Genomic DNA, 20,844 nt, shown 5'->3' with positions numbered 1-20,844 from the left:
ATGAGTACCGTCTGCTGCATGTCGAGCCTCCAGACCAGCCTGCTCATCCTCGGAGCCAGCGGCGACCTGTCCAAGCGCCTGCTCCTGCCCGGCCTCGCCACCCTGCTCCAGGTGAAGGACGACTGGGACATTCAGCTCGTCGGGGCCGGTGTCGAGGACCTGTCCGACGCCGACTGGAAGGCGCAGGTGCGCGAGTCCTTCGAGAACGCGCAGGCGTCGAAGAACGAGGAGGACGAGGGCGCCTCGGGTGACACAGCGCTGCCGGAGCGACTGCAGGCCGTGGTCGACGCCTCGACCTACCGGAAGGCCGACGTCACCGACCCGGACGACCTGCGGGCACTGCTCGCCGCGTGCGAGCACGACCCCGCGATCTACTTCGCGCTGCCGCCGGCGGTCACCGAGAAGAGCTGCGAGCAGCTCGCCCACCTCGACCTGCCCGCCGGCACCCGCCTGGCGCTCGAGAAGCCGTTCGGCACCGACGCCGACAGTGCCTCGCACCTGAACGACCTGCTGCACTCGTTCATCCCCGAGGAACGCATCCACCGCGTCGACCACTTCCTCGGCCGCTCCACCGTCCTCAACCTGCTCGGGCTGCGCTTCGCCAACCGCATCATCGAACCGCTGCTCTCGTCGCAGCACGTCGAGCGCGTCGACATCGTCTACGACGAGACCCTCGGTCTCGAGGGCCGGGCGCGCTACTACGACAAGGCCGGGGCGCTCACCGACATGATCCAGAGCCACCTGCTGCAGGTGATGGCCGTCGTCGCGATGGAGGCCCCCGCCTCGATCAAGGCCGACGACCTGCGCACCCAGAAGGAGCTCGTGCTGCGGGCCGTCCGGCCGTGGGGCGGCGACGTCGTCACCGCGGGCAAGCGCGCCCGGTACACCGCCGGCACCGTCGGGGACCGCCAGCTGCCGTCGTACGTCGACGAGGACGGCGTGGACCCGTCGCTCGGCACCGAGACCCTCGCCCAGCTCACCCTGGAGATCGCGAACTGGCGCTGGGCCGGCGTCCCGTTCACCCTGCGGTCCGGCAAGGCGCTCGCCGCGCAGCGCCGCGAGATCGTCATCACGTTCAAGGACTCCCCGCACGTGCCCGAGGGGCTCACCGGCACCGAGTTGCCGGACCGGCTGCGCATCTGGATCGCCCCGGACGAGATGCAGCTCGAGCTCAACGTCAACGGCGCCGGTGACCCGTACACGATCGACCACACCAGCCTCGAGGTGACGTTCAACCCCGGGCGCCTGAGTGCCTACGGCGAGGTGCTGGCCGGCGTGCTCGAGGGCGACGCGACGCTGTCGGTCCGCGGTGACAGCGCCGTGCAGGGCTGGAAGGTCGTCGGGCCGTTCCTCGACGCGTGGAAGGCCGGCAAGGCACCCCTCGACGAGTACGCCGCCGGGTCCGTCGGCCCGGACGGCTGGGACAACATCGAGGCCTGAGCCCGAGTGGCGGCGTAGCGTCGGGCGACGTGAACACCACCGACGACGTCCTGCAGACCGTTCCCGAACCCGCCGGCGCCGACATCCGTGTCGACGACGTCCCCTACGACCACGAGGGCACCGAACTGCTCGGTGTGCTCGCGAAGGACGCCGCGGTCGCGGGCCGTCGTCCTGCCGTCCTCGTCGTGCACGACTGGCACGGCGTGAACGAGCACGTCGAGGCCCGGGTGACGATGCTCGCCCGGCTCGGCTACGTCGCGTTCGGCGCGGACATCTACGGCGCCGGTGTCCGCCCGGGCGACGACACGGCGGCCCAGGTCGCCGGCGGTTTCTACCAGGACCTGCCCCTGCTGCGGGCCCGCGCCACCGCCGGGCTCGAGCGACTGCTCGCCGACCCGGACGTCGACCCCACCCGCGTCGTCGTGATGGGGTACTGCTTCGGCGGCTCCACCGCACTCGAACTCGCACGGACCGGGGCCGACCTGGTCGGTGCCGTGGCGTTCCACGGTGGCCTCATCGCGCACGAACCCTCGGACGCCGCGGACATCCGTGCGAAGCTGCTCGTCCTCACCGGGGGCGCCGACCCCGTCGTGCCGGACGAGGCCGTGCACGCGTGGCAGGACGAGATGCGGGCGGCGCCGGACGTCGACTGGCAGGTCGTGACGTACTCGGGTGCGATGCACGCGTTCGCGGTGCCGGGCACCGACGCTCCGGACCACGGCGCGCAGTACCAGGAGCGCGCCGACCGCCGGTCGTGGCAGGCGCTCAGGGTGTTCCTGGCCGAGGTGTTCGACGAGGAGCCCGCGGCGCTGTGACGTTGCGGCCGTCGGAGACCGTTCGCGACACGCCGAGCACGGGGGCCGGAGGGCCTCGATTGGCGCCCGGGCCGCACCTGTTGTAGAGTCTTCCACGGCCGCAAGGCCACGCGCTCGTAGCTCAATGGATAGAGCATCTGACTACGGATCAGAAGGTTGGGGGTTCGAGTCCCTTCGAGCGCACAGGCAAGCAGCACGACGAAGGGCCCCGGTGGATTCCACCGGGGCCCTTCGTCGTTCCGGCCGGCGTGCGCGCACGGGTCCGTCCGTTGCGCGTCACGTCCGTGCGACTTCGTGAGCAGGAACGGTCGAGTCCCCGAGACGGACTCGACCGTTCCTGCTCACGAAGTGGCCGGCGTGTACGGCTGGGCCGCCGCGATGACCTCGGACGCACCGGCGATGCCGAACGACGTGAAGAGCGGTGCCCACAGCGCCTTGAGCTGCGCCACGAGCTCGTCGTCGGTCAGCTGCGTTGAACCGTCCACCATGCCCAGCGTCGTGTTGAGGAGCAGCAGGACGGACGGCTGGACCGCGGCCGCGTCCACGTCCGCCGCCGCGACCCCGGCGCTGACGAGCTCGCCCCGCGTCATCTCGAACCAGTCGAAGCCGCGCGGCACCGGCACGCCGGCCTTGCCGAGTTCGTGCAGGAGCCGGACCGCGCCGCCCGCGACCGAGCCCCGGCGGACGTCCATCCCGGTGGTCAGGAGGAACACCGTCAGCCGCTCGATGCCCGGCTGCGCGGGGAGTGCGTCGAAGAGTTCACGCCAGCGCTGCTGCTGCAGTTCGATGACCGCCGTCGCCAGGTCCTTCTTCGACGGGAACAGGTGGTACCCGATCGCCGACTTCGGCTTCCCCATCGCCTCGGCGACGCGGGAGAACGTGGTCGCCTCGTAGCCGAAGGCGGCGAACTGCTGCCCCGCGGCATCGATGATGGCTCGTCGAGAGGCCTCCATGGCGAGCTGCCGCTGGTTCATCTGGCGCGGTGTCCTTCCTCGCCCGGAGCTGAGCGATCAGTGAACACCACATCCTAGGGCCGCTCATGATGACGGCCCGTCCCCTGCCCGCGTCAGGCGGCGCAGAACGTGTGCCAGGCCACGTCGATCCCCTTCCGGTGCAGCGAGTCGAGTCCGACGTCGAGGTGCTTCCGCTCCGCGTCCACCAGGTGTGCGCACCGGTGGTCCTGGGCGACGGTCTGGGCCTGGCCGAGCGCGGTCACCAGGTCCGTGTCGATGGCGTCGAGCTGGGGGCGGATGGTCGTCAGGTCCGGGGCTGTCGTGGGTGCGGTCCACGGGTTGTGCGTCCAGTGGTTGATGAGGCCGCGCTGGACGACCTTGCTCGCGGCGATCTGTGCGCGGATCACCCGGGTCACCAGCACGGGGTCGACGCCCTGCTGCTCGGCCAGGGTCACCGCTTCGTCCACGACGGCCTGTTCGCGCACCGGATCGGCGACCGGCTTCCCGCTGAGCCACTTCGACTCCGCCACCGGGTCGGCGAGCTCGAGCCGTCGGAGGATGAGCGTGCCGATGGTGTCGAGCTCCGCCGTCGACGCCGCGGGACGGGAACCGTCGTGGGAGATGGTCATCGTGGAACCCGTCGGTTCGGCGGACGTGGGCAGGGGATCGGCGTTCGCCGCTGAAGTCGGCAGGGCGATGCCCGCCGCGAGCAGCCCGAAGGCCAGGGCCGTCGCGGCGGTCCGGCGGGTGCGGTGCCGGGCGGTGGTCGGGGTGGTGGGGTGTGCGGTGTTCACGGGGTTTCCTTCCCGAACCGGCGCCGGACGCGTCGGGTCAGATCGTCGATGATCGGTTTGATGACCTCGTCGTAGAACGGGTAGACGCCGAAGTGGTCGGCGCCCTCGTCGCAGTAGCAGTCCATCGAGATCGCCTCCTCGAAGTTCGAGAAGACGTAGGTGGCACGGTGCGGGAACACGGCGTGCGGCTCGTCGTCACGCGGGGTCGTGGTGGTCACGGCGGTGCTCGATCCCGGTCAGCGGCCGGTCAGTCGGCCAGCAGCGCCGCGGGGACGCCCGGGTCGCGCCCGGAGTCCACCACGGCGTCGATCTCGGTGGACCCGTTGCCCGACCCGACCGTGCGGTTCTGGATCTGGTTGAGCGACCAGTTGCCCGGCAGTGGCTCGAGCTGGTTGCCCGCCCAGGCCGGCGACATCCCGGCGACGAACGAGAAGTGCGCGAGTCCGGCGCTGCTCACGGCGGTGCACGTGGCGCGGGAGCCGTAGACGCCCGCTTTGTACAGGTTCCCCCGGTCCCGCAGGCCGGCGGCGACGCCACGGAAGTACGGCACCACGAGCGACTCGTCCTGCGCCGCGGTCGCGTCGAAGTCGGCGGCGAAGTAGACGGTGGTCTGCTTCGGGATCCCGAGCTTCCGGGCCGCGTCGTGGGCGCGGTGGGCGTCGCGGACGCCCTGTTCCTCCGTGAACCACGAGGCAGCGAACCCGCCCTCCTCGAAGATCGGCCACAGCCCGAGGCCGGCGCTCGCCATCACGCGGAGTTCCTCGGGGGTCAGGGCCTTGTCGAGTGCCCCGGAACGCTGGTGGTTCGTGAGGTACCGGCCGACGCTGGTGGCACCGGACGCCCGGACGGCGGCCGCGCGGGCGTCGTCGAGGCGCACCGCGGTGTCGGCACCGGTCGTCGCACGGTCCGGGTCACCCGTGCTCGCCGCCAGGGCTGCCCAGGTGCCGGCGTCGCACGTCCCGGTCTGCTCGGCGGGCGGGAACGCCTGGAACTGCTGGAACGCACGGACCACCGCGGCGTCCGCCGCCGAGTAGGCACTGCTGAACACGACGCGCTCGCCGTTCAGCACCAGGAGCGCCTTGACGAGCAGCACCCAGGCGCCGGTGGCCCCGACCCCGACGACGCTCGGGCCCGCGGCACGGAGCGCGGCGGCCGTCCCCGGGCCCCAGGCACCGTCGACCGTGACGCCCACCGCGACCTGCACCGCGCGGATCGCCGCCGAGTACGTGCTCGTGTCGACGAGTCCGCTCGTGCTGCCGTACGCGCCGCCGGTCGCCTCGGCGTAGGTGCGGTTGAGGTACTGCTGCACCGTGCGCACCGCTCGGGACCCGCCGGAGGCGAGTCGCACGGGGTCGACGGTCAGGAGCGCGCCGAACAGGTGCGCCGACAGCGGGAGCGCGCCGGGCTCGGCACCCAGGTCGGACCGGAGCGCCTGCACGGCCGCGACGGTGGCCGCGTCGTACTCACCGGTGAGCGTGACGGTCGAGGCGCCCTTGCAGACCAGTCCGGCCTGGACGAGCCGGCGCCAGGTGGCGGCGTCGTCGCCCGTCTCGGCCCCGACGTCGCCGTGCTGCTCGAGCTTCCGACGGGTCGTCGGCCCGAACGTCGCGACCACGGGGGAGATGCCGAGCAGCGACTGGGTGGCCTGCACGATCCCGAGCACGGTGCCGCTGCCGGTCAGCCCGTCCTCGTCCACGTGCACCCATCCGTGCAGGTGCCCGAAGGTCGTGTTGAGCCAGCGCTGCACGGCCAGCACGCCCGAGTCGGCGGAGCCGGACGAGCCGGAGGAACCGGTCGACCCGGTGGAGCCGGCCGCGCCGGACGGGGTGGCGGCGTCGGCCGGGGCCGCGAGTGCGGTCGTGACGAGCGGGACGGTGGCGGTGATGCCGATGAGCGCAGTTCGGCGCGAGATGTGCACGGGGGTGCCCCTTCAGTTGCCTCGAGCGTCCGCTGGCCGTCGATCGCGCTGTGCGATGCTGATGGCCGCGGCATGGTCCGAGCAACTTCGTCCCTCAACTTGGGACGGTCCTGCAATTCGGCAGACGATCGTCTGATGAAGCGCTCAGTCCGCCCGTTCCGGGGGGTCCGGCTCAGCGCGCGAACGCCGCCAACCGGTCCCGCAGCGCACGCTCCAGGTACGGCTCGAGCGACGACGCCCACGTCGCCGTGATGTGCGTGCTGTCCCGGTAGACCAGGACGCCCCCGACGACTGCCGGGCACGTGGTGTCGGTGCAGTAGTAGCGGCTCAGGTCGATCGAGGCTGCCTTGCCCCCGGCCGCCCGGAACGCGGCGACGGCCTCGACCGACGAGTCCGTCAGGCCGAGTGCTTCGGCGCGCGACCGGTCGCAGGCGTCCGTCGTCGGCCCGGACATCGTGCTCAGGCAGGCGACGACGTCGGGGCGGGGCACCGGGTTGTCACGGACCGCGATGACGGGCAGCTCGTCACCGGCGGCCTGCTCCCACGCGTCGACCAGGCCGTTGCGGGTGGCCTTGTCGCGGGCCGTTCCGGGCGGCAGGCTGACCGGCATCTGCGTGGTGGAGTGGGTGACGACCAGGGCGTCGGCGTCGCGGTGCTCGCGGACGTAGTCGATGGCGGCGTGCTTCCACGAGTTGCAGCCCCGCATCGACGAGGGGCTCAGTGAGTCCTGCTGCGCGGTGGTGAGGTAGCACCCGCCGGCGCCGGCCAGGTCGATCCGCCAGCCGTTGTCGTCGGCGATCTTCTCGTACGCACCGAGCAGTGCGTTGCTGTGCGAGTCGCCGATGACGATGAGGTGCTTCGACCAGCCGGTGGTCTTGCCGAGGACGCAGGGCCGGAACGTGCCGCTCCAGCACTCGGCGCGGTTGTCGTCGTCGTCCTTGGCCACGGCCGGAGCGGGCACACGGACGTCGGCGAGCTCGGGGTCGACGCAGGGGTCGGCGAAGCCGATGCGCGCGGCGGCACCGAAGCAGGACTCGTCGTCGTCCTCCTGCTCCGCGGTGACCTGCTTCGTGACCGTGGTCGCGTTGACCTCCTGCACGTAGACGGCGGTCAGGGTGGCTGCCCCGAGCGTCACGACGGTGAAGCTGCAGATGACGGCGAGGGAGACGACGCCGCGGGGCTGCAGGTCCCGCAGCCACGTCGAGAACCGGACGGGTTCCTCGAACCAGATGGTCGTCGCGGTGGCCAGACCGATCGCGACGAGCAGCACCGCCGAGCTCGTCGCCCAGTCGAGCGGACGGCCGAGCATGATCGGCAGGATGACGACGAGGGGCCAGTGCCAGAGGTAGAGCGCGTACGAGATCCGACCGAAGAAGGCGACGGGCCGCAGCGCACCGACGTCCTCGAACTCGGTCCCCGCGCCGAACAGCAGCACGAGTGCCGCACCGGCGACCGGCAGCAGCGCCGCGATCCCGGGGAACGCCGTCTCCGGGGTGATCACGACGAGGGACAGTGCGAGGGCCACGACGCCGATGCCGGTGGCGACCAGGCGGACCCGTCGGGCGACCTCGGTGCGGACCTCGGGCAGGTGCACGGTGGCGACGAGACCGCCGAGTGCGAACTCCCACGCGCGGGTGCCGGTGGAGAAGTAGGCGACGCCGGGGTCGGTGGCGGTCTGCACGATGCTCCACACGAGGGACAGCACGACGACGCTGCCGAGCAGCAGCCGCGCGGTCTCCAGCGGCGTGAACCGACGGCGTGCGAGTGCCCCGACGCCGAGCAGCAGGAGCGGCAGGAGGATGTAGAACTGCTCCTCGACCGACAGCGACCAGAAGTGCTGGAACGGTGAGGGGGCGTCGGCCGACGCCAGGTAGTCGACGGCGTTCGCCGCGAGCTCCCAGTTCTGCAGGTACACCGTCGAGGCGATCAGCTCACGCCCGTACTGTCCCCACAGCGCGTTCGGCACGGCGACGAGCACCGCGATGCCCGTGACGACGATGGTGAGGAACGCGGCCGGCAGCAGGCGTTTGGCCCGGCGCGACCAGAACCGTCCGAGCCGGATCGTGCCCGTCGCGAGCTGTTCCCGCAGCAGCAGCCCGGTGATCAGGAAGCCGGAGATCACGAAGAAGACGTCGACGCCGACGAACCCACCGTGCAGGGCGCCCGGCCACAGGTGGTAGACGACGACCGCGAGGACGGCGAACGCGCGGAGGCCCTGGATGTCCCACCGCGTGGTGTCGCGCGCTCGGTGCGCGGGGCCCCGCTCGCCCGGCGTTGCTGTACTCACTGCGTCGATCCTAGGAGACGAGGACGGCTCCGCCGGGCGTTCTCGGCGCGGACGCTACGATCCTTCTCCAGAGGGGGGGGGGCCGATGGACCTGCGCTGGTTGACCGCGTCCGACGACGAGTTCGCGGCGGAGACGGCGCGACGACCGCGGATGCGCCGCCCGCGACAAGCCCCGTGGTGGTGGAACGCGCTGCTCCTGGCGATCGAGGTCCCGCTCGCGTGGCTCGCGTCCGCGCTCGTGGTCTGGGGCACCGGGCTCGTCCACAACGGTGCGGGTGTCGGGGACGTCGTCCGCTGGGCGGCCTGGTTCGTGGTGCTCGTCGCCGGTGTGGTCGGGCTCGTCGTGCTCCTGGTCCGGGGCGAACGACGTCGGACCCTGCGTCCGGACGAGGTTCGGGCGGTGCTGACGGGGGAGGCCAGTGGGTACCCGGCGCGTCCGGTCCGTCCGAAGCCGCTCGACTCGATGATCACCCCGCGCTACTCCGGCATCCGCGTCCACCCCCGGTTCGGCGCCGCCCCCGTGCACGTCGACGGCGTCCCGGACGTCGAGTTCGGCTGCGTCCTGCGGCGCTGGATGGTCTCGCGGGACTGGACGTACCTGACCGTCCGGCTGCCCGGAGCGTTGCCGCACCTGCTCCTCGACGCCACGGCGAACGACGGTCGTCGCAGCGACCTGCCGGTGGTGCTCCGCCACCGGCAGCGGATGTCGCTGGAGGGCGACTTCGACCGGCACTTCCGGGTGTGGGCGCCGGAGGACTACGGCCGGGACGCGCTGTACGTCCTCACCCCTGACGTGATGGCGGCGCTCGTCGACCACGCGGCCGGCTGGAACGTCGAGATGGTCGACGACCGGCTGGTCTTCTCGGCGCCGGGGACCGCGGACTGGTCGCGCCCTGCGCCGTGGATGCAGGTCGAGGCAGTCCTGGGCGAGGTCGTGCCCCGTGTCGTGCGCGCCGCCTCCCGGTACCAGGACGACCGTTCGTTGCTCGAGGACGGGCACGCCGACGCGATCGCCGCCGCGGGGCGTCGCCTGGTGCTCCGCGACCGGCGGAAGAGCCGTCTGCGAGCGACGTGGGCGGGGGCCGTGTGGATGGGCGTCGTCTGCGTGTCCTACAGCGGACCGTTGGCCGTCGCGGTGGTCGGTTCGCTCTCGGTCCTCGACCACTGACCGTCGGCGCACGCCTGCGACGTGGCCCCGGTACGGAGGGGAGGCCCGTGGCGGTGTCGCCACGGGCCTCCCGTTTCTCAGGTGGTGCGTCGACTACGCGACGGTCGCGCGCGCCTCGGCCAGCGACGGGTAGTCGGTGTAGCCCTCGGCGGTCGCGCCGTAGAAGAGCTCCGGACGCGGCTCGTTGAGCTCGGCGTCGTGCTCCCAGCGGTGCGCGAGGTCCGGGTTGGCGATCGCGGCGCGGCCCACGGCGACGGCGTCGGCGTGGTCGCCGTCGACGATCGCGATGGCCTCGTCTCGCGTGGTGAGCGACGAGAAGCCCGAGTTCACGATGAACGGCGCGCCCGCGGTACGGCGGACGTGCTGCACCAGGTCACCGGTCGGCTCGGCGTGCAGGACGTCGACGAAGGCGAGGCCGAGCGGCGCGAGGCCCTCGGCGACGGCGGTGTAGGTGGCGCGCACGTCGTCCGCGTCGTCCTCGATGACGCCCTGGATCCCGTGCTCGGGCGACAGGCGGATGCCGGTGCGGTCGGCGCCGATGGCCTCGGCGATGGCCGTGGTGACCTCGATCGCGAAGCGTGCGCGGTTCTCGGGGGAGCCGCCGTACTGGTCGGTGCGGGTGTTCGACACCGGCGACATGAACTCGTGCACCAGGTAGCCGTTGGCGCCGTGGACCTCGACCCCGTCGAGTCCGGCGGCGATCGCGTTGCGGGCGGCCTGCACGAAGCCCTGCACGGCCTCCTGCACCTCGGCGGTGGTCAGCTCGTGCGGGACGGGCATGTCGGCCTTCGAGCCGTCGGCCAGGTGCGTCTGCCCGGGGGCGGCGATGGCGGACGGGGCGACGATGCGCGGGGTCTGCGAGATGTCGGTGTGCGAGACGCGGCCACCGTGCATGAGCTGCATGACGATGGTGCCGCCGGCGGCGTGCACGGCGTCGGTCACGCGGCGCCAGCCGGCGATCTGGTCGTCGGTCTCGATGCCGGGCTGCCCGGGGTACGAGCGGCCCTCCTGCACGGGCCAGGTGCCCTCGGTGATGATCATGCCGAGGCCGGCGCGCTGCCGGTAGTGCTCGACGAGCAGGTCGTTCGGGACGCCGTGCTCGCCGGCGCGGGTGCGCGTGAGCGGGGCCATGACGACGCGGTTCGACAGGGACAGGGCGCCGATGGAGGCGGGTTCGAAGAGCTTCACGTCAGGGCGAACGACGAGTTGTCCCATGCAATTCCGCCTCGGAGCACTTCTTCAGGCAGTGCGGTCAGTCGCGCGGGCACACGAGCGTCGACGAGCGCACCTGGCCCTCGGGCCGGATCACCTGGTGCTGCGAGAGTGGCTTGCCGCAGAGGGGGCAGCCCCGGTCGATCGTCCGGTCGTCGATGCCCTCGGGGCGACCGGCGCCGATCTGCGAGGGGCCCATCTTGTTGATGAGCGTCGTGTTCCACCGTTCGTACCACTGGCCGAAGCGTCCCACGGTGCATCCTTTCGTTCGTGCACGAACCATTATGGCACTGATGGCCGCGGATCACACCTGGTCGACGCGCTCCAGCAGCTCGGTCAGCTCGTCCTTCAGGGACTCGAGTCGGGCGAGTGGCCACCCGAGCCGGTCGGCGACGGCGAGCGGGACCGCCTGGGCCCGGTCGCGCAGGGCGTGCCCGGCGGTCGTCAGGGACACCTCGAGTTGGCGTTCGTCGGCGGCGCTGCGGGTGCGGCGGACGTAGCCGGAGGCCTCCAGTCGCTTGAGCAGTGGGCTCAGCGTGGCGGAGTCGAGTCGCAGCTCCCCGGCGATCTCGCGCACCGACCGCGGGTCCCGCTCCCACAGGGCGAGCATCACGAGGTACTGCGGGTGGGTCAGGCCCATCGGCTCGAGCAGGTCGCGGTACAGCCCGATGACACTGCGGCTCGTCGCCGCGAGTGCGAAGCAGAGCTGCCGGTCGAGCGCGAGCGGGTCCGGTGCGGTCTGGGTCATGCGTTCAGGGTACTTCGTTCGTGCACGAAGTGGTGTGGTCGCGACCCGGGGCGGTGGGCGCAACGGCCTGGAGGCCCGGTGCCGGTCTCGTGGACCGGCACCGGGCCTCCAGGGTGGTTGCGCTGGTGCGTCGACTACGCGCGGTGCGCGGGCGGGTGGCCCGAGTCGTGCGCGTTCGCGTCCGGCTCCACGGGGAGCGCGTGGGTGCCGGTGTGCGTGTCCTCGTGGCCGGCGACCGGGTGGGTGCGCTCGAGCTTCGCGCCCTCCACGTCGACGTCCGGCACGATGCGGTCGAGCCACTTCGGGAACCACCAGGCGCTCTTGCCGAGCAGGTGCATCGCCGACGGGATGAGCAGCATGCGGACGACGAAGGCGTCGATCAGCACACCGAACGCCAGCCCGAAGCCGATCGGCTTGATGGTGGACGAGTCCGAGAAGATGAAGCCCGCGAACACCGAGATCATGATGATCGCCGCCGCCGTGACCACCGCGCGACCCGCGTGCAGACCGCGCTGGACGGCCACCTTCGCGCTCGCGCCGTGGGCGTAGGCCTCACGCATGCCGGACACCAGGAACAGCTGGTAGTCCATCGCCAGACCGAACAGGATGCCGATCTCGATGATGGGCAGGAAGCTCAGGATCGGTGCCGGGTCGTGCACACCGAAGACCGAGCCGAGCCAGCCGAACTGGTAGATCGCGGTCAGCCCACCGAACGACGCCAGCACGGACAGGATGAACCCGGCGGTGGCGGTGATCGGCACGAGGAACGACCGGAACACGATGATCAGGATGATCAGCGAGAGCCCGACGACCACCACGAGGTAGAGCGGCAGCACGTTCGAGAGTTTCTCGGACACGTCGATGTTCGCCGACGCGTTGCCGGCGACGCCGAGGGTGACCTTGCCGTCGTCAGTGGAGACGGTCTGCTCGCGCAGGTCCTTCACGACGTTCTCGGTGGAGACGCTGTCCGGGCCGCCGGCGGGCTTCACCTGGAACGCGACGATGTCGCGGTCCTTCGAGGCGCCGATGGGCAGCACGGCCTTCACGTCGTCGTTCTTCGCGATCGCCTGGCCGATGGTGACCTCGGTCGCGGTGACGTCGCTCTTGCTGATCGACTCCGGCAGGGTCGCCACGACGAGCAGCGGGCCGTTCTGCCCGGCGCCGAACTCCTTCTCGAGCGTCTTGTAGGCCTTGTACTGGCTCGACTCGACGGCCTCGGACGAACCGCTCGGCAGGCCGAGGCGCATCTGGGTCGCGGGCAGGGCGATGGTGCCGAGCACCGCGACGCCGAGGACGAGGGTGATGACCGCGCGCCAGCTCGACATCGGCTTGTTCGGGATCCGCGTGGAGTCGGTGTTGCCGATCTTCGCGCGCTCCTTCTTCCGCAGGATCCGCATGCCGATGAGCGACAGCAGGGCCGGGGTGAACGAGGTCGCGATGAGGATCGCGAAGAGCACCGCGACCGCACCGACCGTGCCCATCAGGCCGAGGAACGGGATGCCGGTGATGTTCAGCGCGAGCAGCGCGACGATGACCGTCGCACCGGCGAACACCACGGCGTTGCCCGAGGTGCCGTTGGCGAGCCCGATCGACTCGTGCACCTGCATGCCCTGCTTCAGCTGGGTCCGGTGCCGGTTCAGGATGAACAGCGAGTAGTCGATGCCGACCGCCAGGCCCAGCATCACCCCCAGCACGGGCGTGACCGAGATGAACTCGACGACGCTCGAGAACGACAGGGCGGTGAGCGAGGCGACGCCGACGCCGAGCACGGCGCTGACGAGCGGGACCGCGGCGCCGATGACCGTTCCGAGCATCAGGAGCAGCACGATCGCGGCGATGATGACACCGCCGATCTCCCCCGGGCCGAGGATCGACGGCACACCCTGTGCGATGTCGTTCGAGACGTACACGTTGACGCCCTGGATGTCGGCCGACTCGGCGTCGTCCGCGATGGCGGTCTTCGTGTCCGCGGGGACCTCGTAGGTCGACTTCGTGAACTGCACGGTGCCGATCGCGGCGCTGCCGTTGTCCGACACGAAGCGGATGTCCTTCGACAGGTCGAGCCGGGCCGCGTTTTCGTCGAGTTCCGTCTTGCCGTCTGCCAGCTTCTTGGCCGCTGCATCGAGTTGCTGCTGGCCAGACTCCAACGACGTCTGCTGTGCGTCGAGCTTCGCCTGGGCCGCCGCGATCTGCTGCTGAGCTGCCGCCGCTGCGGCACCGGTCAGCGCCTGAGCCTGTGCCTTTTGCGCGTCGATCTGCTTCTGAGCTTGTTCGATCTGCTGATTGCCGGCATCGATCGTCTTCTGCTGGTCGCTTAGCTTCTTCTCGTTGGCTGCGAGCGTGGCCTTGCCGTCGGTTATCTTCTGCTGGCCCTCGTCGAGCTGGTCCTGGGTGGCGAAGCCGCTCGTCGTGCCCTTGACGCCGTCGAGCTTCTCGAGGCCGGTCAGGAAGTCGTCGATCTCGGACTGCTGCGACGACGAGAACGCCTTGCCGTCCTTCGTCTCGAAGACGATCGTGCCGTTGCCGCCGTTCGCCGACGGGAACTTGTCGGCGAGCTGGTCCTGCACCTGACTGGTCTTGGTGTTCGGGATCGTGATCGACGACGAGATCGTGCCGGCGAAGAGCGTGTACGTGACGCCCGCGACGGCCATGATCACGACCCAGGTGATGATCACGAGCCAGTGGCGTCGTGCGGAGAACCGTCCGAGACGGTAGAGGAGACCGGCCATGCGGTTGCCTGCGGTCCTTTCGTGTCAGGTGCTGGTGGTGCGGGGTGCGCCGGTGGACCCCTGGGGGATGAGGAGGTGGAGCGGTGTCAGTCGTCGGCCATGTAGCCGCTGCGGACGCTGTGCACGAGTCGTGCGAGCAGGTCGTCCCACGCGTCGAGCGCCGGTCGGTCGAGCTCGGGGCCGGACGTCGCCAGCCAGTGCTCCGCGATGACGACGATGCCGCTCATGAGCGACTCGACGAGCAGTGCGGCGTCCAGGGGGTCGGCGGCCGGGTAGCGCCGGGCGACCTCGTGCCGGAGTCGTTCGGTCACCCGCGAGAACGCCGTCTGGGTCAGGACCGCGGCCTTCGGGTCGTCCTTGCCGGGGTCGCCGAGGATCCGGTACATGCTGGCGATCGCGGGAGCCAGGTCGGCACCGCGGGCGGCGGACTCGAGCTCGTCGAACATCGAGGCCCGGCTGCCGTCGCCCACCGGGGTCCGGGCCATGTCGGCGAGGAACCGGTCGATGATGACGGACAGCTCCTGCTCGCACACTGCCAGCAGGACCTCGTCGAGCGAGGCGAAGTGGTTGAACACGGTGCGCCGGGCGATGTCGGCCCGGGCAGCGAGGTCGTCCACGCTGAAGTCGCGGCCGCCACGCTCGTCGATCAGGTCGCGAGCGGCCTGCAGGATCGCCGCACGGTGCTTCGCCTTGAGGGCAGCACGGCGGTCGGTCGCGATGGTCACGAGATCGAACACTAGGTGCATCGATGCACTCGGTGCAACGATGTTGAGTGCATCCCCAGGTTCGTCCCCCGGCGCAGAACGTCTGTGCTGCACCGCTGTTCAGGCGGAGGTGCCGGGTGCCAGACTGGCCGGACGAACCGCCACCGTACGAAGGAGTACCGATGCCCGTCCGCCTGTCCCCGGAGACCCTCGACGAGATCGCCGCGAGCGGTGTCGCCGTGCCCACCTACGACCGCGACGGCATCACCGCCGGCATCGTCCACTTCGGCGTCGGCGGGTTCCACCGCGCGCACCAGGCGATGGTGATCGACCGGCTCCTGCAGCGCGGCGAGGCCCGCGAGTACGGCATCTGCGGCATCGGCGTGCTCGAGCAGGACCGTCGGATGGCGACCGCGATGGCCGAGCAGGGCGGTCTGTACACGCTCGTCCTCAAGCACCCGGACGGCACCCGTGAGTCACGCGTCGTCGGCAGCATCGTCGAGTACCTGCTCGCCGTCGACGACCCGGACGCGGTCGTCGAGAAGATGGCGCACCCGGACACCAGGATCGTCAGCCTGACCATCACCGAGGGCGGCTACAACTTCGACCACGTCACCGGCGAGTTCGTCGCCGACGAGCCCGGCGTCGCGGCCGACCTGCGCGGCGACGGCCCGCCCCGCACGGTGTTCGGCCTGGTGGTCGAGGCACTGCGCCGCCGGCGGGACCGCGGCCTCGACCCGTTCACCGTGATGTCCTGCGACAACATCCAGGGCAACGGGCACGTCGCACGGTCGATGTTCACCGCCTACGCCCGGCTGCAGGACCCGGCCTTCGCGGACTGGATGGACGAGCACGTGGCGTTCCCGAACTCGATGGTCGACCGCATCACCCCGGTCACCGCCGACGAGGACCGCGCCTGGGTCCGCGACGAGCTCGGCATCGACGACGCCTGGCCCGTTGTCGCCGAACCGTTCTTCCAGTGGGTGCTCGAGGACGCCCACCCCGCCGGCCGCCCGCCCTACGAGGACGCCGACGTCCAGCTCGTCGACGACGTCGAGCCGTACGAACTCATGAAGCTCCGACTCCTCAACGCCAGCCACCAGGGGCTCTGCTACTTCGGCTACCTGTCCGGGTACCGCTACGCGCACGAGGCAACGCAGGACCCGGCGATCGCGACCTTCCTGCGCCGCTACATGGACGACGAGGGCACGCCGACGCTGCACCCGGTGCCCGGCATCGACCTGGAGGACTACAAGTCGACCCTGATCGAGCGCTTCCAGAACCCCGAGGTGCGCGACACCCTCGCCCGGCTCTGCGCCGAGTCGAGCGACCGGATCCCGAAGTGGCTGCTCCCCGTCGTGCGCGAGAACCTGGCGGCCGGTCGGCCCGTCACGCTGTCCGCCGGCATCGTCGCGTCGTGGGCCCGCTACGACGAGGGCACCGACGAGTCCGGTGAACCGATCGAGATCGTCGACCGGCTCGCCGAGCCCCTGCACCGCATCGCCCTGACCCAGCGCGACGACCGCCTCGCCTTCATCGCGAACCGCCAGGTCTTCGGCGACCTGGTCGACGACGAACGGTTCGTCGCCGCGTACCGCGACGCCCTGGACGGGCTCATCGCGGACGGCGCGCACGCCACCGTGGAGCGCCTGTCACGGTCCTGAGACGCGACCGACCGACGGACGGGAGGCCCGTGGCGGCGCCGCCACGGGCCTCCCGTCCGCCTGTTGCCCACGAGACGGGCGCGGGACGGCGGTTCGTGTCCGCGCGATGACGGTTCCGGTTCACGAACCCCGAGGATCGTGAACCAGAACCGTCAGCCGCTCACAGCGCGACGTCGTCCCACGGCACCGGGGTGCTCTCGCCCGTCTCCCAGTCGCGGCGCAGCACGCCGTAGCCGACCGACCCGACGGCCGGGCCGCCGTCGACGGGCCACGCCTCGCGGTAGTGGGCCTCCTGCACCCACCCGGCGCGGACGAAGACCCGGCGCATGGCGGTGTTGTCCTCGCGGGTCTGGCCCTCGAAACGCGTGATCGCCGGCATCGTCGTGAACACGTGGTCGGTCACCGCACGCAGGGCGGGGACGCCGAGGCCCCGACCCCGGAAGCGACCGGCCAGGCGCAGGTCGAACAGGGGGACGGGGTCGGCCAGGTCCTCGAGGCGGACCAGACCGATGCGGCCGTGATCGTCGTGGTCGAGCCAGGAGGTGTCGTGCTCGTCGTCGCGGTAGGTGCCGGAGTCGACGGCGCTCGCCGCGTCGGCCGCACTGATGCGCCGTCGGACGTGGAACGGGAACTCCTCGGACGTCAGGAACGCGAGCAGCTCCTGGCGGTCGGCGCCGGTGGGGTCCAGACGGGTGAGGCGGACGGCGGGAGCTGGCATGCCGCTCAGGGTAGTTGCACGGTCGTCGGGCAGGCTCGGGGCGTGCGAGGTGGGACGAGGATGACGGCCGCTGCTCTGACGGCGTTGGTGCTGGTCGGGCTGGTGGGGTGCTCCGGCGGCCCGGGCGGGGCGTCGACCGGGCCGACGTCGTCGGCGTCGGCTTCTGCAACGGCTTCTGGTTCTGGGTCGGCTTCCGAGTCCGTGGCGCCGTCGACCGACCCGGCCACTGCCCGGGCCTTCGCGGCGCTGGAGCGGCGGTACGACGCGCGGCTCGGGGTCGTCGCCGTCGACACCGGGGACGGTCGGACGATCGCGCACCGTGCGGGGAAGCGGTTCGCGTTCGCGTCGACGATCAAGGTGTTCATCGCGGCTGCGGTCCTCGACGCCTCGTCCGACGCCGACCTGGCGACCCTCGTGCACTACGACCGCGGCGACCTGCTCGAGTACGCGCCCGTGACGAGCGAGCACGTCGACACCGGGATGACGGTGCGCGAGCTCGTCGACGCGGCGCTCCGCTCCAGCGACAACACCGCGGCGAACCTGCTGGTGGAACGGCTCGGCGGGCCGGACGCCGTCGAGCGGTGGCTGCGCGGCATCGGGGACCGGACGACGAGCGTCGACCGGGTCGAACCCGACCTGAACCAGGCGATCCCGGGTGACCGACGGGACACGGCGACACCGGAGCGGTTCGCGGCGGACCTCCGGACGGTGCTGCTCGGGGACGCCCTCGACGCTGCCGACCGTCGGGTGCTGCGCGAGGCGATGCTCGGCAACACGACCGGGGACGCGACGATCCGTGCCGGGGTGGACCCGTCGTGGCGGGTCGCCGACAAGACCGGCACGGCGTCCTACGGGGTGCGGAACGACATCGCGGTCGTGACGCCGCCGGGGCGCGACCCCGTCGTGCTCGTGGTGATGACGAGCCGGGCCGATCCCGGTGCGGAGCCGTCGGACGCGCTCGTCGCCGCGGCGACCCGTGCCGCGGTCGCCGGGCTGGCCGACTGAGTCGCACGCGTCGCGGGACTGTCGTCGCGGGACTAGCGGAGGGTGGTCGCCCACCGCCCGATGGCGTCGTACGCCCGTTCCCGCACCTCCGGCGCGGACAGCACGACGTCGTGCAGGGCGCCTTCGAGTCGGCGGACCGTGACCTCCTCGCCGAGGGAGAGCGAGCGGTGCGCCACCGTGTCGACGTTCAGGGCGACGTCGGCCCGCGCCATGCCCGGGTCCCACCGCGGCTGGAGCATGCTCTTGTCGCTCAGCATCACCAGGGTCGGGACCCCGATGCCGAGCCCCTTCTCGACCTGTGCCTGGCCGTCGAAGACCGCGGCGAGCCACCCGGGGTGCAGGGGGAAGCCACGCTCCGGCCGCCACTGCTGCTCGTAGGTCCACGACCCCTCGCCCTCGGCCGAGACGGTGCGGGTGTAGAAGCCGGGGTCGACGGCGGGCATCGGCGCGAGGGGGTTCCGACGGGCACCGAGCTTGATGACCGGTGCGACGATGGCCCGGCCGACCGCGGTGGCCTGGAACTCGAGCCACGGGCTGTTCAACACGAGGCCGTGCACGAGCTCCGGGTGCCGGGCTGCCCAGAGCGACAGGGTCAAGCCGCCGGTGGAGTGGCCCATCGGGACGAGTCGGCGGCGGTCCGAGCCGGGGTGCTCGGCCGAGATCGCGTCGAGCGCTGCGGCGATGTCCTCGTCGTACACCGCCAGGTCGTCGACCATGCCCGGGGTCTGGTACGGGCGCAGGCTCCGACCGTACTTCCGCAGGTCCAGCGCGTGGAACCGGGCACCGAGCCGTTCGAGGCGCTCGGCGAGCTCCACCTGGAAGAAGTAGTCCGACCAGCCGTGCACGTAGAGCACGTCGACCCCGTGCAGGGGCCCGCGACCGTGCAGCAGCAGGTCCGTCGGGGTGTGCCGGCGGCGGACCAGGGTGGCGACGACGGGTCCCTCGGAGTCGGTGCCGAGCGGCAGTTCGAGCCGCTCGTACGGTGCTCCGAGCACGTCCTCGTGCCACCCCTGGTCCGTCATGCGCCGAGCGTATCCGGCGCTGCTGCGGGTGGTGCTGGTGCGGCGGGGTCCCACGGCCGTCACCCGACCAGGACCACGACCTTGCCGCTGATCCGTCCGGCGGCCGCCTCGGCGTGCAGGGACGGCAGTTCGGTCAGCGGGATGCGCCGGGTGACCTCGACCGTGAGCACCCCGGCGTCGACCAGGGACACCAGCTCCGCCAGGCGTTCGCGGTTGCGCAGGACGAACACCGTCGCCGCCCGGACCCCGCGGGACTCGTCGCCCGGCGTGGCCATGAACGCCGTGGTGCTCACGACCGCGCCGCCGTCGCGCACGACGTCGACCAGTGCCGCGAAGTCCTGCGGGTCGATCGGGGCGAGGTTGAGCAGCGCGTCGACCGGCTCCGTCACGGCGGCACGGACGTCGGCCGTGGTGTGGTCGATGACCTCGTGGGCGCCGGCTGCCCGGACGGCCTCGATGCTGCGCGGACTCGCCGTCGCGATCACGTGGACCCCGGCGCGGACGGCGAGCTGGATCGCGTACTTGCCCACCACGCCGCCGGCTCCCATGACCAGCAGGCGTTGGCCTGCCTCGAGCCGCCCGTCGTCGAACAGTGCCTGCCACGCGGTGAGTGCCACCGAGGGCAGCGCCGCCGCGTCGGCCAGCGGGATGCTCGTCGGTGCGGCGACCACCGCGTCCGCCGGGGCGATGACGTACTCGGCCGCCCCGCCGTCGAGTTCCATCGGCAGGAACGCGACGACCGCGTCCCCGATCGCGATCCCCTCGACGCCGTCGCCGAGCGCGTCGACGGTGCCGGACACGTCGTAGCCGGGGACGTGCGGCAGCTGGACCGGGATCGGCAGGAACCCGCCCCGCATCCCGTTGTCCGCCGCGTTGAACGCCGAGGCGGCGACGCGGAGTCGCACCTGCCCGGCGCTCGGGGTGGGCTGCTCGACGTCCTCGGTGCGGAGCACCTCGGGACCGCCGACCTCGTGGAACCGTACTGCCTGCATGATCGTGCCCTTCGTCGGTGTTGCTCGTGTGCTTCGAGTTCGAAGCAACTGTCGGTGACGCTAGCACTGCTTCGAATTCGAAGCAACAAGTAGGATGGAACTTGTGACCGATGCGCCGAACTCCCTGACCCCGACGCAGCTCGGGGCGTACTTCGCCTTCACCGAGGTGAGCAGCCTGCTGCGCCACGCGGTCGAGCGGCAGCTGCGCGACGTCGGCGGCCTGAGCTACGTGCAGTTCCAGCTGCTCGCCCGGCTCGGTGATGCTCCGGGCGGGCAGCAGCGCATGACCGACCTCGCCGACGGGGTCGTCTACAGCCGCAGCGGGCTGACCTACCAGGCGCAACTGCTCGAGCAGCGCGGGCTGGTCACCCGCGGGCCCTCGCCCGACGACGAACGCAGCACGGTCGTGACGATCACCCGGGCCGGTCGTGACGTCCTCGCCGCGGTCTTCCCCGGACACATCGAGGCGCTGCACACCCTGCTGTTCGCGTCGATGTCGGACGCGGACGTCGACGACCTCGCGCGGATCCTCGGGGGAGCGGCGGAGCACCTGCGCGCGAATCCGCCACGCTCCGCGGGCGCGCGGCGGCGCAGCTGACCGAACGGTCGCGCCGGCGGGGGGGGGGGGGGGTAGCTGCGGGGGGCCCGCACCAGGAACAGCGTGAGGGGGCCGAG

The 20,844-nt window shown here is 71.5% G+C and carries 19 protein-coding genes and 1 tRNA gene; 7 read left to right on the top strand and 13 right to left on the bottom strand.

Going from position 1 to position 20,844, the window contains the following annotated elements; translation table 11 throughout:
• Positions 1 to 18 precede the first annotated feature (18 nt).
• From DEJ05_RS05290 to DEJ05_RS05280, 3 genes are all read left to right on the top strand, one after another.
• A complete protein-coding gene (locus DEJ05_RS05290) occupies positions 19 to 1,440 on the top strand; it encodes a glucose-6-phosphate dehydrogenase (RefSeq protein WP_111109933.1) in 1,422 nt (473 codons plus the stop codon).
• Positions 1,441 to 1,469: 29 nt separating this feature from the next.
• Positions 1,470 to 2,255, top strand: coding sequence for a dienelactone hydrolase family protein (locus tag DEJ05_RS05285; RefSeq protein WP_111109932.1), 786 nt, complete (start codon positions 1,470 to 1,472; stop codon positions 2,253 to 2,255).
• Between the two features lie 110 nt (positions 2,256 to 2,365).
• Positions 2,366 to 2,438: transfer RNA gene (locus DEJ05_RS05280), tRNA-Arg, on the top strand.
• 158 nt (positions 2,439 to 2,596) lie between these two features.
• Here the strand turns inward: DEJ05_RS05280 and DEJ05_RS05275 are convergent.
• From DEJ05_RS05275 to DEJ05_RS05250, 5 genes are all read right to left on the bottom strand, one after another.
• Positions 2,597 to 3,229: a TetR/AcrR family transcriptional regulator gene (locus DEJ05_RS05275; protein WP_111109931.1), complete on the bottom strand. Its 633-nt coding sequence runs from the start codon at positions 3,227 to 3,229 to the stop codon at positions 2,597 to 2,599.
• 92 nt (positions 3,230 to 3,321) lie between these two features.
• Positions 3,322 to 4,002 (bottom strand): gamma subclass chorismate mutase AroQ, encoded by a 681-nt coding sequence (gene aroQ, locus DEJ05_RS05270; protein WP_258376090.1) that lies wholly within the window; start codon positions 4,000 to 4,002, stop codon positions 3,322 to 3,324.
• Positions 3,999 to 4,220: a hypothetical protein gene (locus DEJ05_RS05265; protein WP_071406470.1), complete on the bottom strand. Its 222-nt coding sequence runs from the start codon at positions 4,218 to 4,220 to the stop codon at positions 3,999 to 4,001. Before DEJ05_RS05265 ends, aroQ begins: the two co-directional genes overlap by 4 nt.
• Positions 4,221 to 4,249: 29 nt before the next feature.
• On the bottom strand, positions 4,250 to 5,920 hold the full coding sequence (locus DEJ05_RS05260; protein WP_181440661.1) for a glycoside hydrolase domain-containing protein: 1,671 nt from the start codon (positions 5,918 to 5,920) through the stop codon (positions 4,250 to 4,252).
• Between the two features lie 172 nt (positions 5,921 to 6,092).
• Positions 6,093 to 8,207, bottom strand: a complete 2,115-nt coding sequence (locus tag DEJ05_RS05250; RefSeq protein WP_111109928.1) for an acyltransferase family protein — start codon at positions 8,205 to 8,207, stop codon at positions 6,093 to 6,095.
• 85 nt (positions 8,208 to 8,292) lie between these two features.
• Here DEJ05_RS05250 and DEJ05_RS05245 point away from each other — a divergent pair, with 85 nt between their 5' ends.
• Positions 8,293 to 9,375, top strand: a complete 1,083-nt coding sequence (locus tag DEJ05_RS05245) for a hypothetical protein (RefSeq protein WP_111109927.1) — start codon at positions 8,293 to 8,295, stop codon at positions 9,373 to 9,375.
• 93 nt (positions 9,376 to 9,468) lie between these two features.
• Here the strand turns inward: DEJ05_RS05245 and DEJ05_RS05240 are convergent, their stop codons facing one another.
• The 5 genes from DEJ05_RS05240 to DEJ05_RS05220 all read right to left on the bottom strand — a co-directional run bounded on the left by DEJ05_RS05240 (position 9,469) and on the right by DEJ05_RS05220 (position 14,789).
• Positions 9,469 to 10,590, bottom strand: a complete 1,122-nt coding sequence (locus DEJ05_RS05240) for an alkene reductase (RefSeq protein WP_111047733.1) — start codon at positions 10,588 to 10,590, stop codon at positions 9,469 to 9,471.
• Between the two features lie 37 nt (positions 10,591 to 10,627).
• The gene (locus tag DEJ05_RS05235) at positions 10,628 to 10,840 is read right to left on the bottom strand and encodes a hypothetical protein (protein ID WP_027466129.1); all 213 of its coding nucleotides are present in this window, start codon (positions 10,838 to 10,840) and stop codon (positions 10,628 to 10,630) included.
• Between the two features lie 51 nt (positions 10,841 to 10,891).
• Entirely contained in the window at positions 10,892 to 11,335 is a 444-nt protein-coding gene (locus tag DEJ05_RS05230) for a MarR family winged helix-turn-helix transcriptional regulator (protein WP_017888357.1), read from the bottom strand.
• Positions 11,336 to 11,469: 134 nt separating this feature from the next.
• Entirely contained in the window at positions 11,470 to 14,064 is a 2,595-nt protein-coding gene (locus DEJ05_RS05225; protein ID WP_111109926.1) for an MMPL family transporter, read from the bottom strand.
• Positions 14,065 to 14,150: 86 nt separating this feature from the next.
• Positions 14,151 to 14,789 (bottom strand): TetR/AcrR family transcriptional regulator, encoded by a 639-nt coding sequence (locus DEJ05_RS05220; protein ID WP_181436729.1) that lies wholly within the window; start codon positions 14,787 to 14,789, stop codon positions 14,151 to 14,153.
• A gap of 161 nt (positions 14,790 to 14,950) precedes the next feature.
• On the opposite strand from DEJ05_RS05220, the gene DEJ05_RS05215 reads away from it, so the two are divergent.
• Positions 14,951 to 16,432, top strand: a complete 1,482-nt coding sequence (locus tag DEJ05_RS05215; protein WP_111109924.1) for a mannitol dehydrogenase family protein — start codon at positions 14,951 to 14,953, stop codon at positions 16,430 to 16,432.
• A 160-nt stretch (positions 16,433 to 16,592) separates the two neighbouring features.
• Here DEJ05_RS05215 and DEJ05_RS05210 read toward each other — a convergent pair whose 3' ends face one another.
• Positions 16,593 to 17,150: a GNAT family N-acetyltransferase gene (locus tag DEJ05_RS05210; protein ID WP_111109923.1), complete on the bottom strand. Its 558-nt coding sequence runs from the start codon at positions 17,148 to 17,150 to the stop codon at positions 16,593 to 16,595.
• Positions 17,151 to 17,192: 42 nt separating this feature from the next.
• On the opposite strand from DEJ05_RS05210, the gene bla reads away from it, so the two are divergent.
• A complete protein-coding gene (gene bla, locus DEJ05_RS05205; RefSeq protein ID WP_220037005.1) occupies positions 17,193 to 18,155 on the top strand; it encodes a class A beta-lactamase in 963 nt (320 codons plus the stop codon).
• Positions 18,156 to 18,187: 32 nt separating this feature from the next.
• On the opposite strand, the gene DEJ05_RS05200 is transcribed toward bla, so the two are convergent.
• Both DEJ05_RS05200 and DEJ05_RS05195 read right to left on the bottom strand, forming a co-directional pair.
• Positions 18,188 to 19,177, bottom strand: coding sequence for an alpha/beta hydrolase (locus DEJ05_RS05200; protein WP_111109921.1), 990 nt, complete (start codon positions 19,175 to 19,177; stop codon positions 18,188 to 18,190).
• Positions 19,178 to 19,236: 59 nt separating this feature from the next.
• Positions 19,237 to 20,169, bottom strand: coding sequence for an NADP-dependent oxidoreductase (locus tag DEJ05_RS05195; RefSeq protein ID WP_111109920.1), 933 nt, complete (start codon positions 20,167 to 20,169; stop codon positions 19,237 to 19,239).
• Positions 20,170 to 20,272: 103 nt separating this feature from the next.
• Between DEJ05_RS05195 and DEJ05_RS05190 the strand changes: the two genes are divergently transcribed.
• Complete coding sequence (locus tag DEJ05_RS05190; protein WP_111109919.1) at positions 20,273 to 20,767, top strand: MarR family winged helix-turn-helix transcriptional regulator; 495 nt, start codon at positions 20,273 to 20,275, stop codon at positions 20,765 to 20,767.
• The last annotated feature ends 77 nt before the right edge of the window (positions 20,768 to 20,844 follow it).

This window comes from Curtobacterium sp. MCLR17_045, assembly GCF_003234405.1.
GTDB lineage: Bacteria > Actinomycetota > Actinomycetes > Actinomycetales > Microbacteriaceae > Curtobacterium > Curtobacterium flaccumfaciens.
Note: the sequence above shows the minus strand (reverse complement) of the source record. Positions and strands in the feature narration are given on the sequence as shown.

Excerpts from the sequence above, each read along its gene's own strand:
- DEJ05_RS05290 (WP_111109933.1), top strand. The coding sequence starts at position 19 with ATGTCGAGCCTCCAGACCAGCCTGCTCATCCTCGGAGCCAGCGGCGAC.
- DEJ05_RS05275 (WP_111109931.1), bottom strand. The coding sequence starts at position 3,229 with ATGAACCAGCGGCAGCTCGCCATGGAGGCCTCTCGACGAGCCATCATC.
- DEJ05_RS05245 (WP_111109927.1), top strand. The coding sequence starts at position 8,293 with ATGGACCTGCGCTGGTTGACCGCGTCCGACGACGAGTTCGCGGCGGAG.
- DEJ05_RS05240 (WP_111047733.1), bottom strand. The coding sequence starts at position 10,590 with ATGGGACAACTCGTCGTTCGCCCTGACGTGAAGCTCTTCGAACCCGCC.
- DEJ05_RS05230 (WP_017888357.1), bottom strand. The coding sequence starts at position 11,335 with ATGACCCAGACCGCACCGGACCCGCTCGCGCTCGACCGGCAGCTCTGC.
- DEJ05_RS05225 (WP_111109926.1), bottom strand. The coding sequence starts at position 14,064 with ATGGCCGGTCTCCTCTACCGTCTCGGACGGTTCTCCGCACGACGCCAC.
- DEJ05_RS05215 (WP_111109924.1), top strand. The coding sequence starts at position 14,951 with ATGCCCGTCCGCCTGTCCCCGGAGACCCTCGACGAGATCGCCGCGAGC.
- DEJ05_RS05210 (WP_111109923.1), bottom strand. The coding sequence starts at position 17,150 with ATGCCAGCTCCCGCCGTCCGCCTCACCCGTCTGGACCCCACCGGCGCC.
- DEJ05_RS05200 (WP_111109921.1), bottom strand. The coding sequence starts at position 19,177 with ATGACGGACCAGGGGTGGCACGAGGACGTGCTCGGAGCACCGTACGAG.
- DEJ05_RS05195 (WP_111109920.1), bottom strand. The coding sequence starts at position 20,169 with ATGCAGGCAGTACGGTTCCACGAGGTCGGCGGTCCCGAGGTGCTCCGC.